Origin of the sequence: uncultured Hymenobacter sp., from assembly GCF_964243305.1 — a bacterium.
GTDB lineage: Bacteria > Bacteroidota > Bacteroidia > Cytophagales > Hymenobacteraceae > Hymenobacter.
In genome coordinates this window covers 24,760-37,442 of sequence record NZ_CAXTEF010000041.1, presented here as the reverse complement: position 1 = coordinate 37,442, position 12,683 = coordinate 24,760, and the positions used below count along the sequence as shown (strand labels likewise).

Annotated in this window: 13 protein-coding genes and 1 tRNA gene; 4 read left to right on the top strand and 10 right to left on the bottom strand. The window is 65.0% G+C overall.

Annotated features, from left to right (window positions below):
* The first annotated feature begins 339 nt into the window (after window positions 1-339).
* Window positions 340-1,044: a diphthine--ammonia ligase gene (locus tag ACFE70_RS17655; RefSeq protein ID WP_375419103.1), complete on the top strand. Its 705-nt coding sequence runs from the start codon at window positions 340-342 to the stop codon at window positions 1,042-1,044.
* Between the two features lie 12 nt (window positions 1,045-1,056).
* On the opposite strand, the gene ACFE70_RS17650 is transcribed toward ACFE70_RS17655, so the two are convergent.
* Window positions 1,057-1,566 (bottom strand): regulatory protein RecX, encoded by a 510-nt coding sequence (locus ACFE70_RS17650; RefSeq protein WP_375419102.1) that lies wholly within the window; start codon window positions 1,564-1,566, stop codon window positions 1,057-1,059.
* A 180-nt stretch (window positions 1,567-1,746) separates the two neighbouring features.
* On the opposite strand from ACFE70_RS17650, the gene ACFE70_RS17645 reads away from it, so the two are divergent.
* Together ACFE70_RS17645 and ACFE70_RS17640 are read left to right on the top strand one after the other, a co-directional pair.
* On the top strand, window positions 1,747-2,628 hold the full coding sequence (locus ACFE70_RS17645; protein WP_375419101.1) for a DMT family transporter: 882 nt from the start codon (window positions 1,747-1,749) through the stop codon (window positions 2,626-2,628).
* 297 nt (window positions 2,629-2,925) lie between these two features.
* The gene (locus ACFE70_RS17640; protein ID WP_375419100.1) at window positions 2,926-5,586 is read left to right on the top strand and encodes a DUF5686 and carboxypeptidase regulatory-like domain-containing protein; all 2,661 of its coding nucleotides are present in this window, start codon (window positions 2,926-2,928) and stop codon (window positions 5,584-5,586) included.
* 189 nt (window positions 5,587-5,775) lie between these two features.
* On the opposite strand, the gene ACFE70_RS17635 is transcribed toward ACFE70_RS17640, so the two are convergent.
* Window positions 5,776-6,054 carry a DUF4834 domain-containing protein gene (locus tag ACFE70_RS17635; protein WP_375419099.1) on the bottom strand — a complete coding sequence of 93 codons (279 nt, stop codon included), beginning with the start codon at window positions 6,052-6,054 and terminating at the stop codon, window positions 5,776-5,778.
* 170 nt (window positions 6,055-6,224) lie between these two features.
* Complete coding sequence (locus ACFE70_RS17630; RefSeq protein ID WP_375419098.1) at window positions 6,225-6,701, bottom strand: hypothetical protein; 477 nt, start codon at window positions 6,699-6,701, stop codon at window positions 6,225-6,227.
* Between the two features lie 170 nt (window positions 6,702-6,871).
* Here ACFE70_RS17630 and ACFE70_RS17625 point away from each other — a divergent pair.
* Window positions 6,872-6,944, top strand: a tRNA-Thr gene (locus tag ACFE70_RS17625).
* A 521-nt stretch (window positions 6,945-7,465) separates the two neighbouring features.
* Here ACFE70_RS17625 and ACFE70_RS17620 read toward each other — a convergent pair.
* The 7 genes from ACFE70_RS17620 to ACFE70_RS17590 form a co-directional block, all read right to left on the bottom strand.
* A complete protein-coding gene (locus ACFE70_RS17620; protein ID WP_375419097.1) occupies window positions 7,466-7,621 on the bottom strand; it encodes a hypothetical protein in 156 nt (51 codons plus the stop codon).
* Between the two features lie 125 nt (window positions 7,622-7,746).
* A complete protein-coding gene (locus tag ACFE70_RS17615; RefSeq protein WP_375419096.1) occupies window positions 7,747-8,529 on the bottom strand; it encodes a DUF2490 domain-containing protein in 783 nt (260 codons plus the stop codon).
* A 72-nt stretch (window positions 8,530-8,601) separates the two neighbouring features.
* Window positions 8,602-9,312 (bottom strand): YoaK family protein, encoded by a 711-nt coding sequence (locus ACFE70_RS17610; protein ID WP_375419095.1) that lies wholly within the window; start codon window positions 9,310-9,312, stop codon window positions 8,602-8,604.
* Window positions 9,313-9,475: 163 nt separating this feature from the next.
* Complete coding sequence (locus ACFE70_RS17605; protein WP_375419094.1) at window positions 9,476-10,684, bottom strand: oxalate decarboxylase family bicupin; 1,209 nt, start codon at window positions 10,682-10,684, stop codon at window positions 9,476-9,478.
* A 269-nt stretch (window positions 10,685-10,953) separates the two neighbouring features.
* Window positions 10,954-11,442: a hypothetical protein gene (locus ACFE70_RS17600; RefSeq protein ID WP_375419093.1), complete on the bottom strand. Its 489-nt coding sequence runs from the start codon at window positions 11,440-11,442 to the stop codon at window positions 10,954-10,956.
* A 289-nt stretch (window positions 11,443-11,731) separates the two neighbouring features.
* Window positions 11,732-12,094, bottom strand: coding sequence for a hypothetical protein (locus tag ACFE70_RS17595; protein WP_375419092.1), 363 nt, complete (start codon window positions 12,092-12,094; stop codon window positions 11,732-11,734).
* Window positions 12,095-12,254: 160 nt separating this feature from the next.
* Window positions 12,255-12,632, bottom strand: a complete 378-nt coding sequence (locus ACFE70_RS17590; RefSeq protein WP_375419091.1) for a Crp/Fnr family transcriptional regulator — start codon at window positions 12,630-12,632, stop codon at window positions 12,255-12,257.
* Between the last annotated feature and the right edge of the window lie 51 nt (window positions 12,633-12,683).

Here is a 12,683-nt window from a genome sequence, read left to right as displayed (position 1 = left end):
AAAGCCAGCTACCGCCCCGGTAGCTGGCTTTTTGCCTTTGCAATGCTGCACCCTGACCGGCCGCCGCGTGATGCTGGGCGAGCCGCTGGCCGTGCCGCCGGGGGTAGGGCCGAAGCAGTGAAGTATCGCGGTGATTTTCGCTCAACCTGCTCATTCGATGGTTGCTGAGCAGGTGCGGCCGGGCCGGCCCGACGAGGCTGCTGCCTGCTATTCCTTACCCCCCCCTGGCTTTCTTGAAGTGGCCGCCCCAGCTCCTCCGGAACTACCTTGGCAGGTGTCGCCCGTGCTTGTGCCTTCAGCCTAGCCCTGCGCAGGTGCCGCCGCCTACTTTGCCCTACCATGAAACAGCCGGCTATCTTTAACTGGAGCGGGGGCAAGGATTCGGCCCTCGCGCTTTATAAGGTGCTGCGAGCAGGGCGCTACGAGGTCACGCGCCTGCTCACCACGCTCAGCGAGCCCCACCAGCGCATTTCGATGCACGGCGTGCGCGTAGCACTGCTCGACCAGCAGGCGGCCAGCATCGGGCTGCCCTGCCGCAAACTCTTCCTGCCCGAAATGCCCCCGATGGACGTTTACGAGCGCCTGCTGACCGGCGCCCTCGCCGAGCTGCGCGCCGAAGGCGCCACGACGGCCATTTTTGGCGACATCTTTCTGGAAGACCTGCGGCGCTACCGCGAAACCCAGCTGGCCGCCGCGGGCTGGCAGGCCGCTTTTCCGCTCTGGGGCGTGCCCACGGCGACGCTCATCCGCGAGTTTCTGGACCTGGGCTTCCAAACCATCACGACCTGCGTCAATGCGAAATACCTGGACCAAAGCTTCGTGGGCCGCCTAATTGATGAGCAGTTCTTGCGCGATTTGCCGGCCGGCGTAGACCCGTGCGGCGAAAACGGCGAGTTTCACACCTTCGTCTTCGACGGGCCCTTGTTCCGGCAGCCCATTAAATTTGACATCGGCGAAATCGTCTATCGACAATATTCCCCGGCGCCACCCGCCGCCGCCCCGGACCCGTTGGCGACGGGCTTCTGGTACTGCGACCTGATATAGGGCCGGCCGCGGCTACTCGTCGTCCGCGCCCGGCACTTTGCCAAACTCATCGAGCGCCATCTTAATCAAATCCTGCTCGTAGCCCTTGCCGGTCAGGAACACCGAGATTTTCTGACGGCGCTTGTGCGGGTGGCTCTCCTTTTCCTGGCGGTCTTTTTTCGCTAAAAGGTCGAGCAGGTTTTGATAATAAACGTCGCCGTCGACCTCCTTCAGGCCGGCCTTGATGCAGAACTCGCTCAGGCCTTTCTGCTTGAGGTCTTGCAGGATGCGGCGGCGGCCCCACTTCTTCTGGTTGACGTGGCCGCGCACGAACGCCTGGGCAAAGCGCACCTCATCGAGCAGCTTCTCGCGGCTGAGACGGATGATGATTTCGCCCGCCTCGTCCTCATCGAGGCCGTAGGAACGCAGCTTGGCCTCGACCTCCTTGTGGGTGCGCTCCTGGTAGGCGCAAAAGGCCGCGATTTTTTGCAGCGCCTCGCCGGGCGTGTAGAACTTGGGCGTTTTATCGGCTGATTTGAACATGGGTTGAAGGTAAGCGAAAAGCCGGGGGTAGGGAATTCAGAACGTCCTGCTGAACATTCTGAATTCCCTACCCCCGGCTTTTCCACTAAGGCCCGCCAAGCCATCATTCAGGGGCCAAGGCGAACCGGTGGGCCGCGGCAGCAGTTGCTGGCGGCGGCGGCGCTCTACTTTTGCCGCCTCATGGGGAAGCTCTCGCCCGGCGTGCGCGCCATGCTCTGGTCCACGTTCTGGTTTGCCTTGCTGAACGTGAGCGTGAAGCTGCTGCACCGCCTGCCGGCCCTGGAGATTATTCTGTTCCGCTCGGTTTTTTCGCTTAGCGTAAGCTATGCCGCCTTGTGGCGGAGTGGCCGGCCGGCCTGGGGCGAGCCCAATCACCGCCGCGAGCTGCTCACGCGCTCGGCCACGGGCGCGGTGGCGCTGGCTCTCTACTACATCACGCTGCAGGAGATGCCGCTGGCCACGGCCGTGGTGCTGCAATACCTGGCGCCGGTGTTCACGGCCGTGCTGGGCATCTGGTGGCTGGGCGAGAAGCTGCGGACCTGGCAGCTGGTGTTTTTCCTGATGGCCTTCCTGGGCGTGGTCTGGGTGCAGGGCGTCGATGCCCGCGTCGACCCATTGTACGTGGGGCTGGGCATCTTGTCGGCCGGGTTTTCGGCCCTGAGCTACAACGCCATCCGCAAGCTGCGCGGGCGGGCCGACCCGCTGGTGGTCGTGTTTTATTCGCAGATGATCATCACGCCTCTGGCGGCGCTGTACTGCATGTTTCACTGGGTGCAGCCGCTGGGCTGGCCGGAGTGGGCCGCGCTGCTGGCTACGGGCGTTTTCACGCAGCTCTCGCAGCTCTACAAAACCAAAGCCTACCAGGCCAGCACCCTGGCCAGCGTGAGCAGCCTCGACTACCTGGGCCTGATTTACGCCCTGATTTTTGGCTACGTCGTGTTCGGCGAAACCTTCCCGCCGGGCTCCTACGCCGGCATGGTCCAGCTGCTGCTGGGCGTGGGCCTGAACGCCTGGTACACCAGCCGGCAGCCCAAGCCCGTGGCGCAAGACGCAGTGGCCTGAGCGTGGGGAAGCAGGAGAACAGGCTGCTCCATCTTAAAAGTGTACTGCAACTGAATGAAAACATCCTACTCCGGTTAGAGGCAGCCCTGCCCTTGCTGAAAAATATCCTAGTATTGGTTAGAACTATCCTGCTCCTGCTAAAAAATATCCTGCTCAGGAGGAACAATATCCTACTCAAGAGGAAAAAGGAAGATGCCTGGCTAAGAAGCCAGCCTTGACAGGCAACGTCGGCGCGCCCGGCGGTATCTGTAGGGCGGTGCCCGTAACTTAGAGGCTCTTCCGCCCCGTCCTACCCCCATGTTATTTCCCAAGCCTTTCTACTTCCCGCTGCTGGTACTACTGATGCTAGTGGCCGGCCCGGCCCGCGCGGGCCTCGTCAAGGGCCAGGTGACGGGCGCCAGCCAGGAGGCGCTGCCCTTCGCCAACGTGGCTGTGCGCGGCGCGGCCACCAGCACCGGCACCAACGAGCAGGGCCGCTACGCCCTGCGCCTGGCCCCCGGCCAGTACGAGCTGGTGTTTCAGTACGTGGGCTACCGGCCCCAGACGGCCGCCGTGCGCGTGCTCGGCGGCGACTCCGTGACGGTGCTCAACGTCCAGCTCACGCCCGAAGCCTACAACCTGGGCGAAGTCACGGTGCGCTCTTCGGATAAAGACCCCGCCTACGCCATCATTCAGCAGGCCCAGCAGTGGCGCGCCTACCACCAGCGCGAGGTGGCCGCCTTCCGGGCGCGCTCCTACATCAAGAGCCTGCTGCGCTTCAACGAGACGCCGGGCAAGGTGCTGGGCCTCATCAAAGTAGGGCCTGACATCAAGCCGGGCATCTTTTATCTTTCCGAAACCTTGTCCGACATCTCGTTCCGGCAGCCCGACGTGGTGAAGGAGCACATGCTGTCCTCGCGGGTGAGCGGCGACTCGCGGGGCATCAGCTTCAACCGGGCCAGCGCCGGCCGCAACCTGGGCTTCTACCAGAACGTGATGAAGCCCGGCGGCTTGTCGGAGCGCGGCTTCATTTCGCCTATTGCCGCCAACGCGCTGCTCTTTTACCGCTACGAGCTGGTGGGCAGCTCGACCCAGGGCGGCGAGCTGGTGCACAAAATCCGCGTCATCCCCCGGCGCGCTAACGACCCCACTTTCAGCGGGTTTCTCTATATTATTGACGGCTCGTGGCGCATTCACTCGGTCGATTTGCACCTGGGGCCCAACGCCGGCGTCGAGTACGTGAGCGACCTGCACATCCAGCAGCTCTACGCCCCGGCGCCGGGCGCCCCGCACGTGTGGGTCATCCAGAGCCAGAAGCTGACGGCCAGCTTCTCGGCTTTTGGCTTTAAAGGCACGGGCTATGTCAACGCCGTGCTCAGCGACTACAGCCGCGTGGTGCCCACCTACCCCGCGCCGCCCGCCACGCAAACCCCTACCCCCCCCGCCGGCGCCAATGCCGCCGCCACCGTCGCGCCGCCCACCACCACCGAGCTGACCAAGGAAATCCGCCGCCAGAAGCCGCAGCTGCGCGGCCTGAGCCGGGCCGTGCGCCAGCAGGTAAAAAAGGCCGGGCGCGACTCGCTGCGCAACGACCCGCTCGCGCGCATGAAAACCGGCGAGGTGCAGCTCGTCGAAAAAGGCGTGAACGAGCGCGACACCGCCTACTGGAGCCAGATTCGGCCGGTGCCGCTCACCGACGAGGAAGCCCGGGACTACCAGGTGAAGGACAGCACCGAGGCCATCCGCAGCTCGCGCCCGTACCAGGATTCCTTGGACCGCAAGCGCAACCAGCTCGACTATAAAGCCTTGCTGCTCACCGGCTACACGTACCGCAATACCTTTGCCCAGCGCAGTATCTCGGTGGCCGCGCTCACCAACATCATTCAGTATAATACGGTGGAAGGCGTGGTGGCCAATGCCCAGGCCACGTTCGCGCAGCGCAGCGACGACCGCCGCTTTTTCACCCTCACGCCCGCGCTGCGCTACGGCTTCAGCAGCCAGGAGCTGAACCCCAGCCTGAGCCTGGCCTGGCAGCTCGACCCGGCCCGGCTGCGGCAGGTGGGCCTGACGGCGGGCCGCACCATCGAGAACTTCGACCGCAACACCCAGCTCACGCCGGCCATCAACTCGCTCTATACGCTCTACCGCAACCGCAACTACGCCAAGCTCTACCGCCGCGAGGGCCTGGAACTCAACTACGCCACCGAGCCGCTCAACGGCCTGACCCTGCGCGCCGCGGCCAGCTACTTCCGGCGCTACGAGCTGCAAAACGAGACCGAGCGCCTCATCACCGACGTGAAGGGCCGCGCCTTCACGTCTAATCAGCCCGTGGCCGAAGAATTGCCCGGCGGCACTGGCTTCGGCCGTAGCGACGCGGCCACCGTGAGCCTGAGTGTAGATTTCCGGCCCGGCACGCGCTACATCAACCGGCCCGACGGCAAGTTCAACCTAGGCTCGAAGTACCCGACCTTCAACGTGCAGGGCCGCGCCGGCCTGCCCGTGCTCGGCGCCGACGTGCGCTACGTGCTGCTGCAAGCCGGCCTGCGCGACAACTTCAGCCTGGGCTTATTCGGCCGCAGCGCCTACCGCGTGGCCGTGGGCGGCTTCGTGAACAGCCCGCGGGATTTGCCGTTTATGGACTACCGCCACTTTTCGGGCAACCAAACCATTCTGGCCGCCGACTTCAGCCAGTTTCAACTGCTCGACTACTACCGCTTCAGTTCCCGCCACAGGTATGTCGAAGGCCACTTCGACCACCATTTCAACGGCTTCATCCTCAACAAAGTACCGCTGCTGCGCCGCCTCAAGTGGCAGGAAGTGGCGACGGTTAATTACCTGCACACCGCCCAGGCCGGCCACTACCTGGAGCTGGGACTCGGGATTGAGCACATCTTCAAGCTGCTGCGGGTAGATTTCTTCACTGGCCTGCAATCAGGTCAGCGGGTCGGGACCGGCGTGCGGGTGGGCCTGGGTTTCTAGACCACGGATTTATCGGATTAGACGGATTAGTCGGATTTTGTAGCCGATTCTGCTTTTTACGCTGGAAAGAAAAAGCCACTCTTGAGTGGCTTTTTCTTTTACAAGGAAAGGATTGGTAAACAGGGCAAAAGGCAAAATAGAATCGGCTACAAAATCCGACTAATCCGTCTAATCCGATAAATCCGTGGTCTAGACTTCCTCATAATCAACATACTCGCCCGCCTTGGGCACGCCTGGCTGGGTAGTTTTAGCCGTGGGCGGCACGTAGTCGACCCGCACCTGACCCGGCGCCGGCGACTGCCGTGGCGCTTGCCCCGCACCCGGCCCGCCAAACGGCGCCTGCGTGTGCTGCTGCGCCCGGCGCACCTGCCGCCGCACAAAACCGCTCAGCAACAGCCGCAACACGACCGGCAGCACGTAGCGAATGAAAAGAAAGGTAACCAGCAGAATCAGCCAGGCGCGCACCATGAGAGAGGAGAAAGCAGCGAGAATGCGGCCGTAAAGTACGGCCGTCCGGTAAGTCAAACACTGGTGTGCCCCGCCCAGTTCGGCCCCGCCGAAGCCGCCGCTCCGCGCTGGGCTGCGCCGCAGCAGGGGGTAGGGGCAGTCCCCTACCCCCCTCTATTTTGGCAGGCGCCTTAGCGCGAGCGGCGGCGCTTGCCGGCCCGCCGCAGGGCGTGGCCCACGGCCCCGGCCACCAGCCCGCCGAGCGTGTACCAGGCCACGGTCATGGCCTTGGTTTGAGGGGTACGGCCGCTGGGCGCCGTGCCCAGGCCCAGCGGGCCGGGCAGCACTACGCCACCCACGCCAGCCGCTAGCCCGAGGAGCAGGCCCTGCGTCAGGGCGTGGCGGCCGGTGTCAATCAGGCTGTAATACAGAGTATTGGAGAAGATGTCGCCGGCCATCGTCAGGTTAAAGAGCGTGGCGTGGTCGGGCTGCGGCGCGTCGGCTTTGCCCAGCAGCTTGCGCAGGCCGCGCATCCCGAGCGCATCCATGCGGGGCGCATCTTCGGGGCGCAGGCGACGGGCGGTTTCGTGGACCAGCGTCAGGGCCAGGGCACCGGCGAGGCCGCCGGTCAGATGCTGGGCGAGTTTGGTAAGGCGGGTGCGGGGCATGGCGAGGGGGTAGGAAATTGGAGTGGGAAAACCAGCTGCCCGTTCCAACGCGCGGCGGCGCACCGGAGTTGGCCGGTGCGGGCGCGCCGGCTTTTTTGAGGCGTTGCTTGCGCGCATTGGTGGCGGCGCTTTATCTTTGTCCTCCCAAGCGGAATTGCCGCCGGGCACAAGCCTCTTTAGCTCAGTTGGTAGAGCAGCTCATTCGTAATGAGCAGGTCGTTGGTTCGAGTCCAATAAGAGGCTCAGTAGTACACACCCGGAGCACCCGGAAAATGCCTTCTCCCGTCGGGAAAGGGGTTTTCCGGGTTTTTTGCGTCTGGGGGTCTCGGTCCTTCCCGACGCGAAACCGGGGGTTCCCTACGCGAGGGACGCCCCCTTTTACGCCCCCATGTATGTCATTCACCTCGGCGTGTACTCCGGTGAGTCTTCAATCATATGCTGGGCAATTCGGATCAGCCCAGGTAAGACTGGGGTAGCCCAAGAGCAGGAACAGAAATCGTTGGGGCCTTTAGAATGCTGGAAAGCAGTGTTTTCGGTTCGCTGCGCCAGTGTTCTTAGGAGCGGGCCGGGCCACCCAAAGGCTATTCAGTTTGCTCCTCGCGCAAGTCAAACACGCTGCCGCCGCTGTAGCGGGAGTCATCCAGGGCGTAGGAGGCGCGCATGGCTGCCCCGGTGGTGTTGTGGGCCTGCTGGACGGCGGCCAGTCCTGGTTTTGCGCCACGTGGCTGCGTTGGGGCTGCAAATTGGGCAGCAGCTTAGCCATCTCATCGTGCACAGCCGGCGGGTCGGGGGAGCCTCGCCATGCCCCCGGCCAGGTGGCCGAAATGGCCGTAGCGGGGCGTGCCCGCGTGGGCCTGCCGGGCCAGTTCGGGGTGGAAGAAGGGGGTAGGAAACGCAAAGTTAAGGCGGTTGCTCAGCATCAGAATAGGAAAAGCAAGTTGCCGACCGGGTGCGGCCCTTTGCCAGGAGTACCTGTCAACGGCTTACCTTGGCTCGTTACCTTGGCTCGGCGTGGGCTGGGCCCAGGCAGGGGTAGGGCGAGCGGCTAGGGCGCCGCCTTGCGCGTGAAGTCCAGGCTGTAAGCCACGTTGAGCCAGAAGCCCTGGTTGTCTTCAAACACCGGCCGGCCCGAGTTCCGGTCCGGCCCGGCGTGCTGGCTGATTTGGTGGAGGTAGTTCAACTCCACCTTCGCGTCTTTCGTGAACTGGTAGCCGACCCCGCCCGAGAGGCGGTTTTGGTTGAAGATGTTGTTTTGCACGTTCGGCCCGAAGCCTATGAACAGCTCGTCATAGGCGTTCAGGTACCATTCGCCGTCGTCGAGGGTAGGTCCTTGCAGGGCCCAGGCGCCGGCGAGCTGGTAGCGGATGCGGTTCTGGTAGGTCCATTTTCCCACCGCGCCCTCGCCGTGGTCGTCGCGCGTGCCCAGCCAGCGCTGCTCCAGGCGCAGGCGGTGGCTGAGGGTGAGCCGGCCCAGCGGGTCGCTCAGCGTCACGTCTTGGTAGAGGCGCTGCTCGGGCGAGGCCCGGCCCGCTACGGTGGGGTAGGCGCCGTAGCGGAAGGTCTGAAAATAGGTGTAGCCGCCCGAGACCTTTACCCGCGCGGTGAGCAAATGCCCCAGGCCCAGGCGCATGAGCTGGTTCTGCGGCACCCGCAGCCCGTGCACTCGCCGCGCCTGGTACTCGGTGTGCAGCGTCCACTTCGGGGCCAGCTTATGGTCGCCTACGTACACGAGCCAGCCGATGGTGTTGTGGTCAGTGAGGCGGTTGTTCTGGCCGTAGCCAGCCGTGGCCACGGCGCAGCCGCCGAGCAGAAGTAGCAGCGTTTTCATCCGAATCTAGCTTAACGGTTGGTTATCAAAGTCCTACTTCCTGCCAGGAAGCGGGCGCGGACGCTCCCCTGGCTACTGCGTATCGCGCACGCGCCAGGCTACCAGGGCCAGCAGCAGGCTGCAGCCCACCGCCACCGGCAGCGCCAGCGCCCCCCACTGCACCAGCAGCGCGCCTCCGGCCAGCGCCCCGCCCAGAAACGCCAGCCAGAACGTGACCGGCCCCGGCCAGCCTTTCTCGGGAGCCCGGCCGCTAACCAGGTCGGCCAGGCCTGCGCCGAAATGCACGAGCGTGCCCGTGACATAGGTGAGGCTGACGGCCACGCTGCCTTCCTTGTGCACCGTGGCATTGAGCGCGCCCATCGCCAGCACGAGGCAGGCAATGGCCCCGGCCGGCCAGACGCCAGCCAGCAGCAACAAGGCGGCCACCACGAGCAAAATGAGCGTGCGGCTCCACGGCCCGGCCCGGCGGGCGAGCAGGTTGCCGGCCATCACGCCCGTCACGAACAGGGCGATGACCCCGAACAGCAACATGACCTCGCTGGCGTCGTGCTTGGCAATAGCCACGCCCAGGGAAGTCGTGTTGCCGGTCATAAACGAGACGTACAGCTTATTATAACGCAGGTAGCTGACGGCATCGACGTAGCCGGACAGCGCCACCAGCGCCAGCGTGAAGCTCAGCGTGGCCACGGGCGCGATGGCCGGGCCGGGCGCAGCGACCGGGGCCGGGATAGCCGGCGCCGCCGGACCGGGCGCGGCAGCCGTAACGGAAGGGTAGTCAGCCATGTGGAGGGGAGGAAAAGAAAGAAAAAACCTTCAGACCGGGGCTTTGCCGGCACCTCACCCCCTGGCCCCACCTCCAAAAAAGAGGGGGAGCTAGCTTGAAAAAGCCAATAGCTTTCTCTTGGACAGGGGGCTAGGGGGTGAGGGGCCCGCGTGGGAAAAGAACTCACGCGGCCGGCGCCGGCGGCATAACCACGACCGGCTTTACTTTTTGCAGGTGCGCGATAAACTCGTCGCCCACTTGCAGGTGGGCCTTCACCAGCGTCGGGGGCGTGAGGGCCAGCCACTGGTTGAGCGAGAAATCAGTGTAGCGCTCGCTCTTGAACAGTTCCAGGAAGCGCAGGGTCGTGGTGCCGGTGTTTTCGATGTAGTGGCCCATCGCGAAGGGCACGGCCCCCACATCGCCAGCCTGGAAGTCGAAGGTGCGGGCCTTGCCCCCCGAGGCAAATACGCCCATGCGGCCCTGGCCTGCGAGGTAGTACTGCCACTCGTCGGTGTTGGAGTGCCAGTGCAGCTCGCGGATGGCGCCGGGCTCGACTTCTACGAGGGCGGCGGCCACCGTTTTCGACACCGGGAAGTTGCGCGCGTCCACGATGCGGACCGTGCCGCCGCTCAAGTGCTGGGGTTCCTGGGCCAGCAGGTGGTAAGAATACTGCGTCGGCGACACGCCCTGCGGGTCGGGGATGCGGTCCTCCTCCAGCGGGCCGGGCACGGGGGCCGGGAAAATCCACCATTCCTTCGTCGGCAGGTCCTTCAGCGATTCTTCTGTCACGCCAAAGTTCTTGGCGATGACCGACCGGGGCACGTGCGAAAGCCAGTCAGTGAGCAAAAACGTGTTGTTTTCCGAGAAGCTGCCGTCGTCGAACACGAGCAGAAACTCGCAGCCTTCGGCCAGCGCCTGAATGGAGTGCGGGATGCCGGGCGGAAAATACCACAAATCGCCCACGCCCACGTCGTCGATGAAGTTGCGGCCCTGCTCGTCGAGGGCCGTGATGCGGGCGCGGCCCACGGTCATGTAGGCCCACTCGGCCTGCTTGTGCCAGTGCAGCTCGCGCACGCCGGTTTCGTGCTCGCCGGCGTTGAGGCGCATGTTGACGCCGGCCAGCTCGGTGGCGATGGGCAGGGCCAGCTCGGTCACCTCGCGGGCCCAGCCGCCGGGTTCGAGGCGGTTGTGCGAGTCGCTAAACGAGAAGCGCAGGTTCGGCACCGTACCGTGGTCGGTGATGGGGGCGGCCAGCAGGTCGGGGCCTTGCAGGTCGCGGGCTAGGTTGCGCGGGCCGGGGTCGGTGCCGCCGCGCTTGCCGTCCAGCGGTTGGGGGATGGGGGCGGCCGGCGGGGCGGCGGCCGGAGCAGCGGTTTGGGGGAAAGCAGCCATGTGGTTGGGGGTAGGGAAATGGGAAAATGGTACGCAGTGAGTTTGGAAGTTTCAGCAAATCGGCCATCCGGCCCGGAAGGCGCCGGCTCCCGACGCCGCTGGCGGCGGAGTGGCGGGCCCGGTCGTTGGCGGGGCCAGGCCAGAGTTGGTCGTGGAGGGCGTTGGGGCCGCCGACTGCCGATTGGCAGTAGAAAAGGCCTGAAGCTGATGGCGAAAAGCTGTCAGTCAGTTGATAGTCTGCGGGCTGTTGCCCAAGCCAGGCAAGAGGCTCAGGGAGGCTTCACGGTGACCGGCTGACCATCCGGGCGCTCATGGGGGTTGGCGCGGAGTTCGGTGTGGCGGACGAGCCCGCCCAAGCGGCCGGCGTAGGCCATCAGCCCACTGGTCAGCACGGTCGCGGCCAGCACCAGCGCGGGCCAGAAGCGGCGCTGCCGCGCCCAAGGCCAGGCCAGCCCCAGCAGCGCCAGCAAGGCCGTGGCATACATGACCAGCGCGGCCTGACGGCCCGCCTGAATATGCTTATGCGCCAGCGTTTTATCTAACAGGCCGAGCTGTTTCAGCGTGTCCTGCGCGGCCTGGCCAGCCTGCATGGTAGCCACGGTAGCCGCGGCCATGAGCAGCAGCAGCCAGTAGCTGAGCGTGACCACGGCCGGGAGGCGCCGCAGCAGGCCATAGGCCAGCACGAGTATCGTCAGCATCGCCCCCAGGATGGGCCAATGATTAAACAGCAAATGCCAGTGCGCGTCGTCGAAGCTCATGGGGGGTAGGAAAAAGCATGGGAGTGGGGAAAAAGGCGTGGGAGAGAGGCCGCCCGGCCGGGCCTACCTGGTCCCTAACGCGACGCACCCCGCCCATAATCGGTGGAGGCTCTGTCGTGTCACCGGCCCGGAGAGGAGAGGGTAGCCCCCGCCCTCCCGGCCACAGCCGATTCATTATCAAGTCAGTACTAACTGGTAAAAGGCATCACTGACTCGTCGGAGGGGTAGCCTGCGCGGTTGGCCAGGCAGTGGCTGGTACCAGTCGGGAGTAGAGGTAAGAAGAGAAAAATCAGGGCGCGAGGACGTTCAGCTCCCCCATCAGCTTCTGCAAATCCTGCGCGACGAGCCGCACGTCGGTTTCGAGCGGGGTGAGCCTTCGGGCGCGCAGCAGCTGGCCCTGTACTTCGGCGGCGTGGTAGTTGCCGCCCGCGCCGAAGTACAGGGCCAGCTGCTGCGCCTGCCGGGCGGGCTTGCCACTGCTGAGCTGGTCGTACTGCGCCCAGGTGCAGGCGCAGGCGGCCCAGCGGCGCGGGCCCGCCTGCGCCTGCACTTGGTTGAGCACGGCCCGGAGGCCGGGCGGGTAGAAGGCCGGCTGCGGGGACTGGCTCCAAACCGGCGCCAGCAGCGCCAGCAGCAGCCAGAAGGGACGCAAGCCGGATAGGTAGCTTAGGCTTAGGGCCAGTGACTGGAACCGCTTCATCCTCAACTTTTCAACGAGGCCGGCCGCGCCAGTCGCGTCTGGAGCGCCTGGTAGCCGGGGGCAATAACACTGCAAGGTTCAGCAGGGAGGCGTGCCCGTCCCATGACGAAAATCAGGAGCCGAAGCTGACATTTATCAGCCCGGCCAGGCACCTACCAGCGGCGCGGCGCAGCTTATCGGGCTCCCGCACCCGGATGGTTCTCAGGCCTGGCTTAATTAGTCCGTTCTGGTTGAACTCGCTCAGGGTGCGAATGACGGATTCGGGGGCCGTGCCGACGGCGGCCAGGTCCTCGCGCGCGCTGTGAATGCGGCCCCCGGCGGCCCCGGCGGCCTGGGCGTGCAAGTGTAGCAGCGCGTCGGCTACGCGCCGCCGGATGGAACTGTGGGCCCATGCCCAGCAGCTGCGTTTTCGCTCGCCGACGCGGCCCGCCAGCAGGCGGATAAACTTGCCGGCCCACGGCCGGGTCGCACAGCAGCAGCAGCGTGACATCGTCCCTGGTGATATACACCAGCTCCGTCTCGTCCACGGCCACGGCCGAGT

Bases quoted from the DNA above. Each gene is read 5' to 3' on its own strand.
- ACFE70_RS17655 (WP_375419103.1), top strand. From the start codon at position 340: ATGAAACAGCCGGCTATCTTTAACTGGAGCGGGGGCAAGGATTCGGCC.
- ACFE70_RS17650 (WP_375419102.1), bottom strand. From the start codon at position 1,566: ATGTTCAAATCAGCCGATAAAACGCCCAAGTTCTACACGCCCGGCGAG.
- ACFE70_RS17645 (WP_375419101.1), top strand. From the start codon at position 1,747: ATGGGGAAGCTCTCGCCCGGCGTGCGCGCCATGCTCTGGTCCACGTTC.
- ACFE70_RS17640 (WP_375419100.1), top strand. From the start codon at position 2,926: ATGTTATTTCCCAAGCCTTTCTACTTCCCGCTGCTGGTACTACTGATG.
- ACFE70_RS17635 (WP_375419099.1), bottom strand. From the start codon at position 6,054: ATGGTGCGCGCCTGGCTGATTCTGCTGGTTACCTTTCTTTTCATTCGC.
- ACFE70_RS17630 (WP_375419098.1), bottom strand. From the start codon at position 6,701: ATGCCCCGCACCCGCCTTACCAAACTCGCCCAGCATCTGACCGGCGGC.
- ACFE70_RS17620 (WP_375419097.1), bottom strand. From the start codon at position 7,621: ATGCTGAGCAACCGCCTTAACTTTGCGTTTCCTACCCCCTTCTTCCAC.
- ACFE70_RS17615 (WP_375419096.1), bottom strand. From the start codon at position 8,529: ATGAAAACGCTGCTACTTCTGCTCGGCGGCTGCGCCGTGGCCACGGCT.
- ACFE70_RS17610 (WP_375419095.1), bottom strand. From the start codon at position 9,312: ATGGCTGACTACCCTTCCGTTACGGCTGCCGCGCCCGGTCCGGCGGCG.
- ACFE70_RS17605 (WP_375419094.1), bottom strand. From the start codon at position 10,684: ATGGCTGCTTTCCCCCAAACCGCTGCTCCGGCCGCCGCCCCGCCGGCC.
- ACFE70_RS17600 (WP_375419093.1), bottom strand. From the start codon at position 11,442: ATGAGCTTCGACGACGCGCACTGGCATTTGCTGTTTAATCATTGGCCC.
- ACFE70_RS17590 (WP_375419091.1), bottom strand. From the start codon at position 12,632: ATGTCACGCTGCTGCTGCTGTGCGACCCGGCCGTGGGCCGGCAAGTTT.